A 15282-nucleotide genomic window follows, 5' to 3' on the forward strand; every position below is an offset into this window, starting at 1 on the left:
CAAGGCCGCGACTGAGCCCGCCGGTCGGGACCCGCACACTCACCCGCGCCCGCGCCCCGCGCGGGCCCCGTCACTGTTCTCCCCGCACCCCTATGCGGACTTGCCCGACCCCAAGGAGCGTGGACCGCCATGAAGAACCCCGGTGGACGACGTACGGCTCGCCGATTCGCCGCCACGACCGGAATCAGCGCGGTCGTCGCGGGCACCATGCTCGTCCCCGGCACCGCCTACGCGGAGCCGACCCAGGACGAGGTCGAAGACAAGATCGAGGAGCTGCGCGAGGAGGTCTCCACCGCGGTCGAGGAGTACAACCAGGCCAAGGAGGACCACGACGTCGCCGAGACCCTCTACGAGGACCTCGACGAGCAGGTCGGCGACGAGGAGGAGCGCTACGAGGAGCTGCGCGGCAAGGTGCAGGAGCTCGCCAGCGCCACCTACCAGTCCGGCGACCTGGACTCCATGACCAACATCCTCTCCTCCGACGGCCCCGAGAGCCTGCTGGAGCAGAACGCCGACCTCAACTACCTGTCGGAGGCCCAGAAGGCCCAGCTCGACGAGTTCGGCGCCTCCCACGAGCGGCTGTTCGCCCTCAAGGACGAGGCCGAGGAGGCCCTGGACGAGGCCGGGACCGCGCTGGAGGAGGCCGAGGAGGCCAAGACCGGCGTCGAGGAGAAGCTGGAGGAGCAGGAGACGCTCCTGGCCCAGTTCCCCGACTCCGACCCGGCCGCCGAGGGCGCCGACAGCAGCGGCGGACAGTCCTACACCGGCTCCGCCTCGGGCAGCGCGGGCGCGGCCCTGGACTTCGCCTACGCCCAGATCGGCAAGCCCTACGTGTGGGGCGGCACCGGCCCCAACGGCTACGACTGCTCCGGCCTGGTCCAGGCCGCCTGGCGCGCGGGCGGCGTCGACCTGCCCCGCACCACCTACGCCCAGGCCGAGGTGGGCAACCGCATCTACGACATGAACGCCCTCCAGCCCGGCGACATCATGTTCTTCTTCGGCGGCCTGAGCCACGACGGGCTCTACGCCGGAAACGGCCAGATGGTGCACGCGCCCAGCAGCGGCAGCAACATCGAGGTCGTCGGCCTGGCCGCCTACTGGGGCGGCCAGTTCCAGTTCGCCGTCCGCCCGTAGAGGGGACCGAAGCACGAAGGGCCGTCACCCGCCGGGTGGCGGCCCGCCGCCGTTTAACGGACAGCAACCCGGTTTTCGGACAGGCAGCACCAACCGGTGGAACATCACGAAAAGGTTGAGAGCGACCCGGCGGATGCACTAGTGTTCATCGCCGAGCGCGGTTGCCACCTCATTCACCGCCCCCTGGCGGTGACGGCCGCGCCCCGGTCGGGCCGACCCCACCCCGCGGGTCACGGCCCCGCACCCTCCCGGCCCCGCCCGGAAGGCCCCCAGCCCCCGCCCGGCGCATCCCTCGACCCTTCCCCACGGCATGGGACAAGGGGAGAAAGGTCTACCACGTGTTGGCATCCCGTCACGTCCGCAGGCGCCGCACCGCGGTCTTGTCCTCCCTGACCGCCGCGGCCCTTCTGCTACCCGCCGCGGTGGCCTACGCCGATCCGACCGCCGAGGAGGTCCGCGAGGAGATCGAGACCCTCGAAGAGGAGTACATCGAGCTCAACGCGGCCTACAACGAGGCCAAGGAGACGCACGAGGCCGCCCAGGAGGAGCTGGAGGGCATCCTGGAGGAGGTTGAGGCCGCCGAGGAGAAGGTCGCCGAACTCGGCTTGGGCGCCCGGCAGCTCGCCAGCTCCACCTACACCGGCGTCGACTTCACCTCCTTCCACCAACTGCTCAGCTCCACCGGCCCCGAGGACGCCCTGACCCACCAGGCCGACCTGGACTACCTGTCGGCCCAGAACGACGGCAACCTGGAGCAGTACGTCACCGAGCTGGAGAACCTGGAGGCCCTGGAGGCCGAGGCCAGCGCCACCGAGGAGGAGGCCGCCGAGGCCCTCAAGGAGGCCGAGGAGGCCACCGAGGCGGCCGAGGAGGCCATCGACGAGCAGGAGGGACTCCTCTCGGAGCTGACCGCGGAGGAGCAGGCCGCTGCCACCCAGAACGTCGGCCAGACCGGCGGCGGGGGCAGCGGCGGAAGCGGCGGCGGAGGAGGAGGCGGCGGCAGCTACACCGGCCCCGCCTCGGGCAACGCCAGGACCGCCCTGGACTTCGCCTACGCCCAGATCGGCAAGCCCTACGGCTGGGGCGCCACCGGCCCCGGCTCCTACGACTGCTCCGGCCTGACCCAGGCCGCCTGGGCCTCCGCCGGAGTCAGCCTGCCCCGCACCACCTACCAGCAGGTCAACGCGGGCCAGCGGGTCTCCTGGGAGAACAAGCAGCCCGGCGACCTGCTGTTCTTCTACCCCGGCGGCAGCGGCCCCGAGCACGTGGGCCTGTACGCGGGCGACAACGTCATGGTGCACGCCTCCACCTCGGCCCGCCCCATCGGCACGGTCACCCTGAACGACTACTACCGCGCCAACTTCGTCACCGCCGTCCGCCCCTGACCGGCGCCCGGCCCCGGTGCCCCGCGACGCACGCCGTCGCGGGGCACCGCCGTCTTCCGGACCCGCCCCGCGCCGCGGCCCGGCCCGCGTGGAACGCCCCCCGCCGACCCCGCCGCGCCTAGACTCGCCCCTGTGCCGCGAACTCTGATCATCACCAACGACTTCCCGCCCAAGCCCGGCGGCATCGAGGCCTTCGTCCACGAGATGGCCCTGCGCCGCCCCCGCGGATCGGTCGTGGTCTACTGCTCCTCCCCCGCCCGGGCCGACGCCGCCGCCGACCCGCACTTCGACCTGCGCCAGCCCTTCCCCGTCGTGCGCGACGCCGCCCGCGTCCTGCTGCCCACGCCGCGCGTGGCACGGCGGGCACGCGCCATCGCCGACCTGGAGGGCTGCGACACGGTGCTCTACGGCGCCGCCGCCCCGCTGGGACTGCTCGCCGCCGGGCTGGGCGAGGGCACCCCCGTCAAACGCCAGGTGGCCATCAGCCACGGCCACGAGACCTGGTGGGCCACGATGCCCGGATCCCGCGAGGCGCTGCGCCGCATCGGCGACACCACCGACACCGTCACCTACCTGGGCGAGTACACCCGCCGCCACCTGGCCCGCGCCCTGTCCCCCGACGCGGCCGCCCGCATGCGCCAACTGACGCCCGGCGTGGACACCGGGGTCTTCCGGCCCGGCGTCGGCGGCGAGGAGGTCCGCGCCCGCCTGGGCCTGGGCGACCGCCCCGTGGTGCTGTGCGTGTCCCGGCTCGTGCCACGCAAGGGCCAGGACACCCTGATCCGCGCCTGGCCCCGCGTCCTGGCCGAGGTGCCCGACGCGGTCCTGCTCGTCGTCGGCGACGGCCCCCACCGCCGGAGCCTGCTCTCGGCCGCGCGCGGAACGCCGTCAGTGGTCTTCACCGGCTCGGTCCCCCACCGCGACCTGCCGCCCTACTACGACGCCGCCGACGTGTTCGCCATGCCCTGCCGCAGCCGTAGGGGCGGCCTGGAGGCCGAGGGCCTGGGCATCGTCTACCTGGAGGCCTCGGCCTGCGGCCTGCCGGTGGTCGCGGGGAACTCCGGGGGCGCACCCGCCACGGTCCGGGACGGCGAGACCGGCCTGGTCGTGGACGGCTCACTGCCCGGCCCCTCCGCGCGCGCCCTCATCGCCCTGCTGAAGGACCCCGGGCGCGCCGCCCAGATGGGCGCACGCGGCCGCGCGTGGGTGAGCCGCTCCTGGACCTGGGAGCACACCGCCGGGCGCCTGGACGCCCTCCTGGAGGGCTCCCCGGACCTGCCCGCCTAGAGCCCCTCGCCGTGCACGGAGCCGGGGGTGCCCGAACCGTCGGTCACCTGAGGCTCGCCGGTCGCGCTCTGGTCCAGCCACTCGTCCCAGGACCGCTGCCAGAAACCCCAGCCGTTGTCCCACTCCAGCTCCCGGTCGGTCCCGGTGGTCTCCAGGACGTCGCCCATCAGGGAGTTCTCGTAGAACCAGCGGGCGTCCTCCACCGACATGTTCGTGCAGCCGTTGGAGGTGTCGGCCGACCCGATCCTGTCGTTCCAGGGAGCGGCGTGGGCGAACTCGCCGCTGTTGGAGGTGCGCACCGCCCAGTCCACGTCGAGCTTGTAGTAGTCGGGCGAGTCCTCGGGGATGCCCAGGGTGGCCGCGTCCATGACCAGGGACTCGTACTTCTCCATGGTCAGGTGCGTCCCCGAGGTGGTGGTGTTGAGGCGCTTGGAGGCCTCGCCGTTGCTCACGGGGATGGTGCGCGCGGGCTCGCCGTCGATCTCCACCAGCATCTCGTGGTCGGGCACGTGCATGGTCGAGACCATCTCGCGGCCGACCTCGAACTCCAGACGGTGGTTCTCGATCCCGTAGACGCCCTCGGAGGCCTCCACCCCCGCCAGGCGCAGGTCCACGCTCACCTGCTGGTAGGGCTCCCAGTACTCGCGGGGGCGGAACACCGCGGTCTTGTCGCCGACCCAGTTCCAGGCGCCCTCCACCCCCTGCTCGGAGGTCACCTCCATGGAGTTCTCCACCTGGGCCTTGTTGGTCACCGGCAGGTCGAAGTTGACGATGACCGGCATGCCCACGCCGACGGTGTCGCCGGAGGTGGGGAAGTTGGAGGCCAGTTCCAGGCGCCGCCCGGGCACGGCCTCCTCGGTGGAGAACTCCACGACCGCCTCGGAGGTCTCCCCGGCGTCGTCCTCGGCGGTGGCGCGGACGGTGACCGCGGAGCCCGGAGCCAGGTTCCAGTCGCTCACCCACCGGGTGCCGTCCTCGCTCAGGGCGCCGGTGAACTCCCACTGCTCGGCGTCCCCGGCCGCCCCGGCGTCCTCACCCTCCTCCCCGGCGGGGGACTGCTCGACGCGGACGTCGGTGAGCGAGCCCTCCTCCACCGACACCCGTACCGGGGTGTCGGGGGCGACGGAGGAGGCCCCCTCCTCGGGGGTGACGCTGATCCGCGGCCCGGTCTCGGCCTCCTCGCTGGGAGCCGCAGCCGGCTCCTGCTGGGCGGGGCCGGTGCAGGCCGTCGCGGCGAGCGCGACCGCGGCGGCGGCCGCCGCCAGAGCGCGGGGTGCGCGAACTCGTCCCTTCACGACAAGGACCTCCAGCCTCCGTTGCGACGGGACCTCGGCGCGCGGGGCGCACCCGTGTCCGCGGTGCCCTGTCAGGTCAAGTGCAGGAAAACCTTACCCCGGTGGGAAGTCATGACACTGAGCACCCGGACGGGAGCACGCGAGGCCATGACTCCGACACCGGGGTCGGAGTGTGAGAAGCCATGACACTGGGCACCCGGACGGGAGCACGCGAGGCCATGACTCCGACACCGGGGTCGGAGTGTGAGAAGCCATGACACTGAGCACCCGGACGGGAGCACGCGAGGCCATGACACGAACACGCGGGGGGTTGCCGACGGCCACCCCACACGCGGTCAGGGCCGTGACAGGAAAGACGGCCGGACGCGTCCCGGGGACGCGTCCGGCCGTCGGGTGGGGGGCCGTCGCGCGGTGCGGCGGCCCGACCCCCTAGTGCTGGAACTCGTTGCGGTAGTACTCGAAGATCCAACCGATGGCGGTCAGGATGATGGCGAAGGCGCCGATGAACACCATCCACCAGCCGATCGCCACGCCCACCGCGGTGAACGCCACGGCCAGCGCCACCCACAGCGGCCAGGCGCTGTGCGGGCTGAAGAAGCCGTACTCGCCGGAGTTCTCGGAGATCTCCCCGTCCAGCCGCTCCTCCGCGGGGAGCCCGTGGAAGTGCTCGCTGCGGCGGGCCGCCTGCCAGAGCCAGAAGCCGATCATCCAACCGAAGCCGATGGAGACCACCAGGGCGGTGGTGCCCGTCCACTCGATCGTGCCGGTGTCCTGCCAGGACCAGTACACGTACAGGGCGGCGGCCAGACCGAAGAAGGTCGAGACGCCCATGAACAGATAGGCCTGCGTCTTCATTGCGCCCTACTCCTTCGTGGCGCCCACCGGGACGGCGCCCGGGGCCGCGGCGTGCGGGTGGTTCAGGTCGAACGCGGGACGCTCGGAGCGGATCCGCGGCAGCGACGTGAAGTTGTGCCGCGGCGGCGGGCAGGACGTGGCCCACTCCAGCGAGCAGCCGTAGCCCCACGGGTCGTCCACGGTGACCAGCGGCGCCTTCTTCGAGGTGATGTACATGTTCCAGAAGAAGATCAGCGTCGAGGCCGCCAGCACGAACGAGGAGACCGAGGAGATCTGGTTCAACTCGGTGAAGCCGTCACTGGGCAGGTAGTCGGCGTAGCGGCGCGGGAAGCCGGCGGCGCCCAGCCAGTGCTGCACCAGGAACGTGCCGTGGAAGCCCAGGAACAGCAGCCAGAAGTGGAACTTGCCCAGCTTCTCGTTGAGCATCTTGCCGGTGAACTTGGGCCACCAGAAGTAGAAGCCCGCGAACATCGCGAACACCACGGTGCCGAACACGACGTAGTGGAAGTGGGCCACCACGAAGTAGGAGTCGGTGACGTGGAAGTCGATCGGCGGGGAGGCCAGCAGCACACCGGTCAGACCGCCGAACAGGAAGGTCACCAGGAAGCCGATGACGAAGAGCATCGGCGTCTCGAAGGTGATCTGGCCCCGCCACATCGTGCCGATCCAGTTGAAGAACTTCACGCCGGTCGGCACCGCGATGAGGAAGCTCATGAACGAGAAGAACGGCAGCAGCACCGCACCCGTCGGGAACATGTGGTGCGCCCACACGGTGACCGACAGGCCGGTGATGGCGATGGTCGCCGCGACCAGGCTCTTGTAGCCGAAGATCGGCTTGCGGCTGAACACCGGGATGATCTCGGTCACGATGCCGAAGAACGGCAGCGCGATGATGTACACCTCGGGGTGGCCGAAGAACCAGAACAGGTGCTGCCACAGGATGGCGCCGCCGTGCTCGGCGTTGAACACCTGCGTGCCGACCATGCGGTCCGCGCCCAGCGCGATCAGGGCGGCGGTCAGGACCGGGAACGCGATGAGCACCAGCACGCTGGTGAGCAGGGTGTTCCAGGTGAAGATCGGCATGCGGAACATCGTCATACCGGGCGCGCGCATGCACAGGCCGGTGGTGATGAAGTTGACCGCGCCCAGGATGGTGCCCAGACCCGAGACCACCAGGCCCAGGATCCACAGGTCACCGCCCAGACCCGGCGAGCGCACCGCGTCCGACAGCGGCGTGTAGGCGAACCAGCCGAAGCTGGCCGCGCCGCCCGGGGTCAGGAACCCGCTGATGGCGATGAGGCTGCCGAACAGGAACAGGTAGTAGCTGAACAGGTTCATCCTCGGGAACGCCACGTCGGGCGAACCGATCTGCAACGGCATGATCACGTTCGAGAACCCGACGAACAGCGGCGTCGCGAACATCAGCAGCATGATCGTGCCGTGCATGGTGAACAGCTGGTTGAACTGCTCGTTGGACATGGCCTGCATGCCCGGGAAGAACAGCTCGACGCGCATGAGCACCGCGAGCAGACCACCGAAGAGGAAGAACACGAAGGAGGTGATCAGGTACATGTACCCGATGACCTTGTGGTCGGTGGACGTCATCCATTTGACGATCATCGACCCCTTGCGCGACGGTGCCTGACCGCCCGCGAGAGTGGGGCTTGACGTGGTGGTGCTCATGACTGCTCATTCTCCTCGGCGTCGGACGCGCCGGAACCGGTGTCCTGCCCGTCGGCCTCGGAGCCGCCGCTGCCGGTGCCCTCCTCGTCGGTGCCGGCGCCCTCGGCGCCCGCGCCCTCGGCACCGGAGCCCTCACCGGAGGCCGGCTGGTCGCCGGTGTCGGCGGCCTCGAGCTCGGCCTCCTCGGCGGCCTGCTGCTGCTCGGCGGCCCAGGCGTCGTACTCGTCCTGGGGCAGGACCTGGACGTTGAAGAGCATGCGGGCGTGGTCCACACCGCACAGCTCGGCGCAGCGGCCCACGTACTCGCCCGCGGTGCCCTCGTTGATGTCGGCCTGGAAGGCGTTGTCCCGACCGGGGATGACGTCCATCTTGAAACCGAACTCGGGGATCCAGAACGAGTGGATGACGTCCGGCGAGTGCAGGTCGAAGTGGACGGTCGCGCCCTCGGGCAGCACCAGGGTCGTCTGGGTGGAGGGGTCGGCGGTGCCGTCCGGGTTGGGGATACCCGTCTCGGCGAAGAGCACCTCCCCGCCGTTCTCCTTCTTGTCGTCGAGGTAGTTGAACTGCCAGGCCCATTGGAAGGCCACGACCTCGATGTTGACGTCCGCCGGCTCGTCGGTGTCGAGCAGGATCGCCTGGTCCCGGGCGGTGAAGAAGAACAGCACCGAGATGATGACGATCGGCAGCACGGTGTAGAGCGCTTCGATGGGCATGTTGTACCGCACCTGCGGCGGCAACTGCTCAGAGCGCTTGCGGTGGAAGATGACCGACCAGACGATCAGCCCCCACACGAGAATGCCGACCGCGAAAGCCGCCACCCAGGAGCCCTGCCAGAGCGAGAGAACACGCTCGGCCTGGTTGGTGATCGGCTCCGGCATGCCCAAACGAGTGAGATCGTTCGACGCGCAGCCGGTCGCGGCCAGCCCCAGCACGGCGAGCGCGGCGCCGCGTGGTGCCCATCGGCGCAGGTTGCGGCGCCGATTCTCTTGGCGGGTCGGACTCACGGATTGCCTTCCCAGCGGTGTAGCCCGTGGAACCTCCACGGGCGGCCTAAGTATCCAAAGCTTTTCAGGGGGAAACATTATCGCGAACCGCCCAGCGGCCAGTTCAGGGGCTTACCTGGTCAGCGTGTTGCCGACCCCCCTGGGCGGAGCTGGCGGCGGTACGTGGAGCCGGGCCCGTTCGCCCGCGGAGGATACCCTCCCGGCTGGCTACGGAGCGCGGCCCGGCGTTCCCCCGGGCCCTCTTCCCGATCGCGCCCCTTCCGCCTCTCGGGGGCGGCGTGGACGTTTCACGAGGAGAGAACAAGGTGAGCGTATCGCTGGATTTACGACGCCCTTAACCGGGTTCGCCTTAGGAACGCGACCAGGTCAGGATGGTCACCACCAGACGACGACACACGGGGGTCTTCCGTGCCCGAGTACCCGCCCCGGCCTCCCCTGGTCACCGTGGAGGCGGTGGGCCGCAAGTGCCCGATCCCGATCATCATGCTCGCCGCCAGGCTGCACGAGGTGCCCATAGGCGCGGTCATCGCGGTCACCGCGGACGACCCCGCCGCCAGCGCGGACATCCCCGCCTGGTGCCGGATGAAGATGCACGAGTTCGTCGCGGAGCGGCCCCTGGCGCGGGGCAGCGCCTTCCACATCCGGCGCATGTACTGACCCGGCCCCGGCGGCCGTCCCGCACCCGGGGGCGGGGCGGGGACCGCGGCTGGGCGGGGAGTTAAGAGGGGGACCGAAACCCCGCGCCACGCGGCTCGGGGTTTCCGGTTCCGGTGCGATAACGATTCGCGCCCCGCCGAATCCTGGGCGTGGCGCGTTCCACACCGCCCCGGACACGGCGAGGCCGCGCGGACCGGGTCCGCGCGGCCTGACCTGCTCCGCATCGGCCGCCCCCGGGGAGGAGGCGGCCGCGCACACGCCGAGGCGGGTGACTAGCGGGCGTAGAACTCCACGACCAGCTGCTCGTCGAAGGGCACCGGGATCTGCTCGCGCTTGGGGCGGTCGACGACCGCGACGCGCAGGTCCTTGTGGCTCACGGCGAGGAATCCGGCGATCTTGTCGTCGGCGTGGACGCCCTCGGCGGCCTCGACGAACGGCACCATGCTGCGGGACTTCTCCCGAACACTGATGATCTGACCGGGCTTGACCTGGTACGACGGGATGTCGACCTTCTTGCCGTCCACGGTGATGTGACCGTGGTTGACGAACTGACGCGCGGCGTAGATCGAGGCGGCCAGACCGGCGCGCAGCACGACCGTGGCCAGACGCAGCTCCAGCTCGGCGAGCATCTCCTCACCGGTGCGCCCCGTGCGCTTCTTCGCGCTCTCGTAGACGCGCAGCATCTGCTTCTCGGTCAGGTCGTAGTACCAGCGCACCTTCTGCTTCTCCGCCTGGCGGACCGCGTAGTCGCTGCTGTTGCGGCGGACGCGGCGGCCGTGCTCGCCGGGCGGGTAGGGACGCTTCTCGAAGTAGCTGACCGCCTTACGGGTCAGCGGGGTGCCGGCGCGCCGGGACAACCGCACCTTCGGTCCGGTGTAGCGCATGCAATGTCCTTTCCGGATGAATCCGGGGAATCCCAGGTAAGGCTGGCCTAGATCTGGGAGGCGCTCAACGCGCCCGAGCCCGCGCGGGCGCGCCGGAGCACGCACAGCGGGACAGGTTCCCCAACCGTCGCGGCGACCCGGCGCGGACGGCTTGGGCTGGGTAACCGGCACGCGTTTCAGCGCACCGGCGGGCACGGGGCTCCCCGTGCGGGACACCGGCTCCCAGGGAGCGGCGGCCGTGCGGGGCGCGGCCCGGTCCGACAGGCGGACACGGGTCGTGCGGGTCGCGGCTACCCACTCTACGGGCTCGCGGACACCACCCCGACCCGTCGACTACACGAAGGGCGCGACCTCGGCCGAGGCCTCCGCGCCGTAGGACTCCTCCAGACGCGCCAGGAGCGAGGCCCCCGTCAGGGTGTACTCCTGCGGCCCGTCGGCCTCCAGGCAGTGCACCGCGGTCGCGTTGCCCACCTGGGCGGCCCGCTCCAGCGACAGCCCCCACGAGTGCGCGGCCAGGAAACCCGCGCGGAACGCGTCCCCCATGCCCGTGGGGTCGACCAGCTCCCCCACCGCCGCGGCCGGCACGTGCACGCTCGGCTCCCCCACACGGTCGATACGCGCACCCTTGGCGCCCAACGTGGTGATCCGGGTGCCCACCCGCTCCAGGACGTCGGCGTCGGACCAGCCCGTCTTCTGCTCGGCCAGCGCCTTCTCGTACTCGTTCGTGAACAGGAAGGCCGCACCCTCGATCAGACCCCGCACCTCGGGCCCCTCCATCCGCGCCAGCTGCTGGGAGGGGTCGGCGGCGAAGGCGATGCCGCGGGCACGGCACTCCTCGCTGTGACGCACCATCGCGGCCGGGTCGTCCGCCCCGATCAGCACCAGGTCCAGCCCTCCCAGACGGTCCGCGATCGGCTGGAGCTCGATGTTGCGCGCCTCGGCCATGGCCCCGGCGTAGAAGGACGCGATCTGGTTCTGGTCCCGGTCCGTGGTGCAGATGAACCGGGCGGTGTGACGCAGCTCGGAGATGTAGACCGCGGAGGTGTCCACACCGTGGCGGTCCAGCCAGGCGCGGTAGTCCTCGAAGTCGGCCCCGGCCGCACCCACCAGCACCGGGTTGAGGCCGAACCCGCCCATCCCGAAGCAGATGTTGGCCGCGACACCGCCGCGCCGCACGTCCAGCTCGTCGATCAGGAAGGACAGCGACAACTGCTGGATCTGGTCGGGGATGATCTGTTCCGCGAAGCGACCCTCGAAGGACATCAGATGGTCGGTGGCGATGGATCCGGCAACCGCGATACGCACGGGACGAAGGCTCCTTGGTCGGGAGGTGTCGGTCTGCTGACCGGACGGGGCTGCGGGCATGGCAGAGGACGTGCCCGGTTCGGACTGCCCCAGGTTAGTGCAGCGCGCCCGCGGACCAACTGACAACCGCCCCCAACCGCCCCACCCCGCACACCGAAAACCCCGCACACGACGAAGGGGGAGGGCGGCACAAGCCGCCCTCCCCCCGAAGAACCGCGTCCCCGGCCGACCCGGACCCCGGGATCCGGCCCGCCCGACGACCGCACCCGGGACGCCTCACGCCCCGGGACGCGTCCACCGCAGCACCCCGGACCCACCGGCCCGAAAGCCCCCGGCGGGACGGCACCCCCTAGTTGAAGGAGTCACCGCAGGCGCAGGAACCGGTGGCGTTGGGGTTGTCGATGGTGAAACCCTGCTTCTCGATGGTGTCGACGAAGTCGATCGTGGCACCGATCAGGTAGGGGGAGCTCATCCGGTCGGTGACCACCTCCACACCGCCGAAGTCGCTGACCACGTCGCCGTCGAGCTCGCGCTCGTCGAAGTAGAGCTGGTAACGCAGCCCCGAGCAACCACCGGGCTGAACGGCCACGCGAAGACGCAGGTCGTCCCGCCCCTCCTGCTCAAGGAGCGCCCTGACCTTGCTGGACGCCTCGTCGGTGAGGATGATGCCCTCGGTGGTCTCGCTCTGAACCGTCATGCTGGAAAGCTCCTCTGGAAAGGGGTAGCGGCTGGCCGGCGACCCCCTTGGTCGCGTCTGGACCGGCCCGCCGCGGCGGGTCCCGTCCTCTTCAACGGTTCTCAACGCCCGACACCGGTACCGCATTCCTCGCGCACCGGCGGACACGGGCGTCACAGCGCCGCTGTGTTCTCCCCGCCCCCGACCCGCACTGCGGACGGGGCCGCGGACGGGCACGGACGTGCCCGTCCTCCCAGGGTAATTTGTCCCGACCCGGGACGCCATCTCCCGCCCGGACCTGTGCACGAAGCCACCCGCCGCACCCCGCGCAGCGCAAAAGGGGCGGAGCCCGCCACAGGCCCCGCCCCTCCCCTCCGGCGACTCAGCCCTTGGCCAGCGTCCCCAGGTACAGCTCGATCACGTTCGGATCGTTCAACAGGTCCGCACCCGTACCGGTGTAGGCGTTGCGCCCCTGGTCCAGCACGTAACCGCGGTCACAGATCTGCAAGCAGCGGCGCGCGTTCTGCTCCACCATGATCACCGACACACCCGTCCGGTTGACCTCCTTGACCCGCTGGAAGACCTCCTCCTGGTAGATCGGCGACAGACCCGCGGTCGGCTCGTCCAACAGCAGCACCGACGGCTCCATCATCAGCGCACGCCCCATGGCCACCATCTGGCGCTCACCACCCGACAACGACCCCGCCTTGGCCTTGCGCCGATCCGCCAGCAGCGGGAACAGCTCCGCCACCGCCGCGAACCGCTTCGTGAACGACCGCGGCCGCAGGAACGCCCCCATCTGGAGGTTCTCCTCGATGGTCAGCGACGGGAACACGTTCTGCGTCTGCGGAACGTAACCCACCCCCCGCTCCACCAGACTGTGCGCCGGCAGACCGGCGATGTCGGCCCCCCGCAGCGTCAGAGCGCCCTCACGCACCGGGATCAACCCGAACACCGTCTTGATCAGCGTGGACTTACCCGCCCCGTTCGGGCCGATGATCGCCACGACCTCGCCCTCGGACAGCGTCAGAGTGCACCCGTTGAGGATGTTCACCCCCGGCACGTACCCCGCCACCAGCTCACTGGCCAACAGCAGGTAGTCCTCCGGACCACCCACCGGTGCCGCCTCACCGGCCTGCTCCAACACCTCCTCACGGTGCTCCTGCACCGCGGCGGCCTCCTCGGCCTCCACCGGAACCCCGTCCGAAACCTTCGCCGCCTTCTCCGGACTCGGCTTCGCGCTCTCAGTCATCACCACTCCCCGGGGCCTCGGCCGTCTCCTCCTGGGCACCCAGGTAGGCGTCGATCACCTGCTGGTTGGACCGGATGTCCGAAGGACGGCCCTCCGCGATCACCTGCCCCTGCGCGAGCACCACGATCCAGTCGCTGATCCCCATGATCACGTCCATGTCGTGCTCCACGAAGAGCACCGTCTTGCCCTCGTCGCGCAACGACGTGATGTGCCCCAGCAACGACTGCACCAGCGCCGGGTTCACCCCCGCCATCGGCTCGTCCAGCATGATCATGGCCGGATCGGTCATCAGCGAACGCGCCATCTCCAACAGCTTGCGCTGACCGCCCGAGAGCGAACCCGCCATGTCCCCGCGCTTGTCGATGAGCTTGAAACGCTCCAACAGATCCAGCGCGCGACGCGTGTTCTCCTTCTCCTGCCCCTGCCACACCGGACGCAGGAACGCACCCGCCATCCGCTCACCGAACTGACCCGGCGCACCCAGCAGCATGTTGTCCAACACCGTCATCCGGGTCAGCGCCTTGGTCAACTGGAAGGTCCGCACCATCCCCGCACGCGCCACCTGATGGCCGCGCCTGCCGTTGATCGGCCTGCCCTGGAAGGTCCAACGCCCCCCGTCCACCCGGTCGAAACCGGTCAACAGGTTGAACAGCGTCGACTTACCCGCACCGTTCGGACCGATCAACGCCGTGATCGTCCCCCGCTGCACCTCCAGGTGACCCACGTCCACCGCGGTCAGACCGCCGAAGGAACGGCGCACACCGTCCGCCACCAGGATCGGATCCGACTTCGCCGAACCCGGCACCGGCTCCGCACCGGCCACGCGGTCGACCCCGACCCCGGACCCGACGCCGCCGCCCACCTTGTCACTTGACATTGATCAGCATCTCCTTGCGGTCGCCGATGAGACCCTGCGGCCGGAAGACGATCAGCAACACCAGCAGCAGACCCACGAAGGCCAACTGGATCGCACCGTAGTCCGGACCGTCCAGGAACGGCAGCCACCCCATCGAGCCGAAACCCTGGAGCACACCGTCGGTGAAGTTCATCAGGAACCAGAACGCCATCGCGCCCAGCACCGGACCGAACACCCGACCGGCACCGCCCAACAACAGGATCACCCACAGGAAGAACGTCACCTGCGGCTTGAACTGGTCCGGCTGGATCGACGCCTGGTACACGGCCAGCATGCACCCCGCCAGGGCACCCACCAGACCACCCAGCACCAGCGCCTGCATCTTGTACGCGAACACGTTCTTGCCCAGACTGCGGACCGCGTCCTCGTCCTCACGGATGCCCTTGATGACACGCCCCCACGGACTGTGCATCAGCATCCACGTCAACCCGGCCATCAACAGCACCAGGCCCCACGTCACCACCAGAACCCACAGGTGGTTGCCGTTGTAGGACAACGCCCCGAAACCGTAACGCTCACCCCCGTCGAACGGGTTGATCGCACGGAAGTCCGACGCCAGGTTCTGCAACCCGTACACACCACCGGTCAACGGCTCGGCGAAACCCGCCCGGTACACCAGACGGATCACCTCCGCCGCCGCGATCGTCGTGATCGCCAGGTAGTCCGAACGCAACCGCAGCGTCGGAATACCCAGCAACAGGGCCATCACGAACGCGCACAGCAGACCGACACCGAAACCCACCACCAACGGCAGGTCGAACACCGCCACACTGATGCCCACGCCGTAGGCGCCCACCAGCATGAAACCCACCTGACCGAAGTTCAACAGCCCGGTGTAACCGAAGTGGAAATTGAGGCCGATCGCCGCGAGCGCGTAGATCGCCGCGATCGGGCCGAGCGCCGATCGGGTGGACTCGGCGAGGATCGAAAGGATATCCATCGTCTTCTC

14 protein-coding genes are annotated in these 15282 nt (G+C 70.0%); 4 read left to right on the top strand and 10 right to left on the bottom strand.

The genetic code is table 11. The features are described 5' to 3' along the window. Nucleotides 1–129: 129 nt before the first annotated feature. From PV789_RS20450 to PV789_RS20460, 3 genes are all read left to right on the top strand, one after another. Nucleotides 130–1134 (top strand): C40 family peptidase, encoded by a 1005-nt coding sequence (locus PV789_RS20450; protein ID WP_274974113.1) that lies wholly within the window; start codon nucleotides 130–132, stop codon nucleotides 1132–1134. A gap of 338 nt (nucleotides 1135–1472) precedes the next feature. After that, complete coding sequence (locus PV789_RS20455; RefSeq protein WP_274974114.1) at nucleotides 1473–2519, top strand: C40 family peptidase; 1047 nt, start codon at nucleotides 1473–1475, stop codon at nucleotides 2517–2519. A 132-nt stretch (nucleotides 2520–2651) separates the two neighbouring features. Further along, a complete protein-coding gene (locus PV789_RS20460) occupies nucleotides 2652–3806 on the top strand; it encodes a glycosyltransferase family 4 protein (protein ID WP_274974115.1) in 1155 nt (384 codons plus the stop codon). Here the strand turns inward: PV789_RS20460 and PV789_RS20465 are convergent. The 4 genes from PV789_RS20465 to ctaC form a co-directional block, all read right to left on the bottom strand. Next, nucleotides 3803–5101 carry a L,D-transpeptidase gene (locus PV789_RS20465; RefSeq protein ID WP_274974116.1) on the bottom strand — a complete coding sequence of 433 codons (1299 nt, stop codon included), beginning with the start codon at nucleotides 5099–5101 and terminating at the stop codon, nucleotides 3803–3805. The genes PV789_RS20460 and PV789_RS20465 overlap by 4 nt on opposite strands. Nucleotides 5102–5530: 429 nt before the next feature. Continuing rightward, on the bottom strand, nucleotides 5531–5956 hold the full coding sequence (locus PV789_RS20470; protein ID WP_013154164.1) for a cytochrome c oxidase subunit 4: 426 nt from the start codon (nucleotides 5954–5956) through the stop codon (nucleotides 5531–5533). Between the two features lie 6 nt (nucleotides 5957–5962). Beyond that, nucleotides 5963–7639, bottom strand: coding sequence for an aa3-type cytochrome oxidase subunit I (ctaD, locus tag PV789_RS20475; RefSeq protein ID WP_212643502.1), 1677 nt, complete (start codon nucleotides 7637–7639; stop codon nucleotides 5963–5965). Then, a complete protein-coding gene (ctaC, locus tag PV789_RS20480) occupies nucleotides 7636–8643 on the bottom strand; it encodes an aa3-type cytochrome oxidase subunit II (RefSeq protein ID WP_498047582.1) in 1008 nt (335 codons plus the stop codon). Before ctaC ends, ctaD begins: the two co-directional genes overlap by 4 nt. A 408-nt stretch (nucleotides 8644–9051) precedes the next feature. Here ctaC and PV789_RS20485 point away from each other — a divergent pair, with 408 nt between their 5' ends. Beyond that, nucleotides 9052–9300: a sulfurtransferase TusA family protein gene (locus PV789_RS20485; protein ID WP_212643501.1), complete on the top strand. Its 249-nt coding sequence runs from the start codon at nucleotides 9052–9054 to the stop codon at nucleotides 9298–9300. 272 nt (nucleotides 9301–9572) lie between these two features. Here PV789_RS20485 and rpsD read toward each other — a convergent pair whose 3' ends face one another. The 6 genes from rpsD to PV789_RS20515 form a co-directional block, all read right to left on the bottom strand. Beyond that, nucleotides 9573–10184 (bottom strand): 30S ribosomal protein S4, encoded by a 612-nt coding sequence (gene rpsD, locus PV789_RS20490; RefSeq protein ID WP_047872013.1) that lies wholly within the window; start codon nucleotides 10182–10184, stop codon nucleotides 9573–9575. Between the two features lie 333 nt (nucleotides 10185–10517). Continuing rightward, nucleotides 10518–11489, bottom strand: coding sequence for a carbohydrate kinase family protein (locus PV789_RS20495; protein WP_274974117.1), 972 nt, complete (start codon nucleotides 11487–11489; stop codon nucleotides 10518–10520). A gap of 349 nt (nucleotides 11490–11838) precedes the next feature. Then, nucleotides 11839–12186, bottom strand: coding sequence for a HesB/IscA family protein (locus PV789_RS20500; protein WP_013154170.1), 348 nt, complete (start codon nucleotides 12184–12186; stop codon nucleotides 11839–11841). A 361-nt stretch (nucleotides 12187–12547) separates the two neighbouring features. Beyond that, nucleotides 12548–13417: an ABC transporter ATP-binding protein gene (locus PV789_RS20505; RefSeq protein WP_274974118.1), complete on the bottom strand. Its 870-nt coding sequence runs from the start codon at nucleotides 13415–13417 to the stop codon at nucleotides 12548–12550. Further along, nucleotides 13410–14294 carry an ABC transporter ATP-binding protein gene (locus PV789_RS20510; RefSeq protein WP_274974119.1) on the bottom strand — a complete coding sequence of 295 codons (885 nt, stop codon included), beginning with the start codon at nucleotides 14292–14294 and terminating at the stop codon, nucleotides 13410–13412. Before PV789_RS20510 ends, PV789_RS20505 begins: the two co-directional genes overlap by 8 nt. Beyond that, nucleotides 14284–15273, bottom strand: coding sequence for a branched-chain amino acid ABC transporter permease (locus PV789_RS20515; RefSeq protein WP_274974120.1), 990 nt, complete (start codon nucleotides 15271–15273; stop codon nucleotides 14284–14286). Before PV789_RS20515 ends, PV789_RS20510 begins: the two co-directional genes overlap by 11 nt. Nucleotides 15274–15282 lie beyond the last annotated feature (9 nt).

Origin of the sequence: Nocardiopsis camelliae, from assembly GCF_028993595.1 — a bacterium.
GTDB classification, from domain to species: Bacteria; Actinomycetota; Actinomycetes; order Streptosporangiales; family Streptosporangiaceae; genus Nocardiopsis; species Nocardiopsis dassonvillei.

Excerpts from the sequence above, each read along its gene's own strand:
- PV789_RS20450 (WP_274974113.1), top strand. The coding sequence starts at position 130 with ATGAAGAACCCCGGTGGACGACGTACGGCTCGCCGATTCGCCGCCACG.
- PV789_RS20470 (WP_013154164.1), bottom strand. The coding sequence starts at position 5,956 with ATGAAGACGCAGGCCTATCTGTTCATGGGCGTCTCGACCTTCTTCGGT.
- ctaD (WP_212643502.1), bottom strand. The coding sequence starts at position 7,639 with ATGAGCACCACCACGTCAAGCCCCACTCTCGCGGGCGGTCAGGCACCG.
- rpsD (WP_047872013.1), bottom strand. The coding sequence starts at position 10,184 with ATGCGCTACACCGGACCGAAGGTGCGGTTGTCCCGGCGCGCCGGCACC.
- PV789_RS20500 (WP_013154170.1), bottom strand. The coding sequence starts at position 12,186 with ATGACGGTTCAGAGCGAGACCACCGAGGGCATCATCCTCACCGACGAG.
- PV789_RS20505 (WP_274974118.1), bottom strand. The coding sequence starts at position 13,417 with ATGACTGAGAGCGCGAAGCCGAGTCCGGAGAAGGCGGCGAAGGTTTCG.
- PV789_RS20510 (WP_274974119.1), bottom strand. The coding sequence starts at position 14,294 with ATGTCAAGTGACAAGGTGGGCGGCGGCGTCGGGTCCGGGGTCGGGGTC.
- PV789_RS20515 (WP_274974120.1), bottom strand. The coding sequence starts at position 15,273 with ATGGATATCCTTTCGATCCTCGCCGAGTCCACCCGATCGGCGCTCGGC.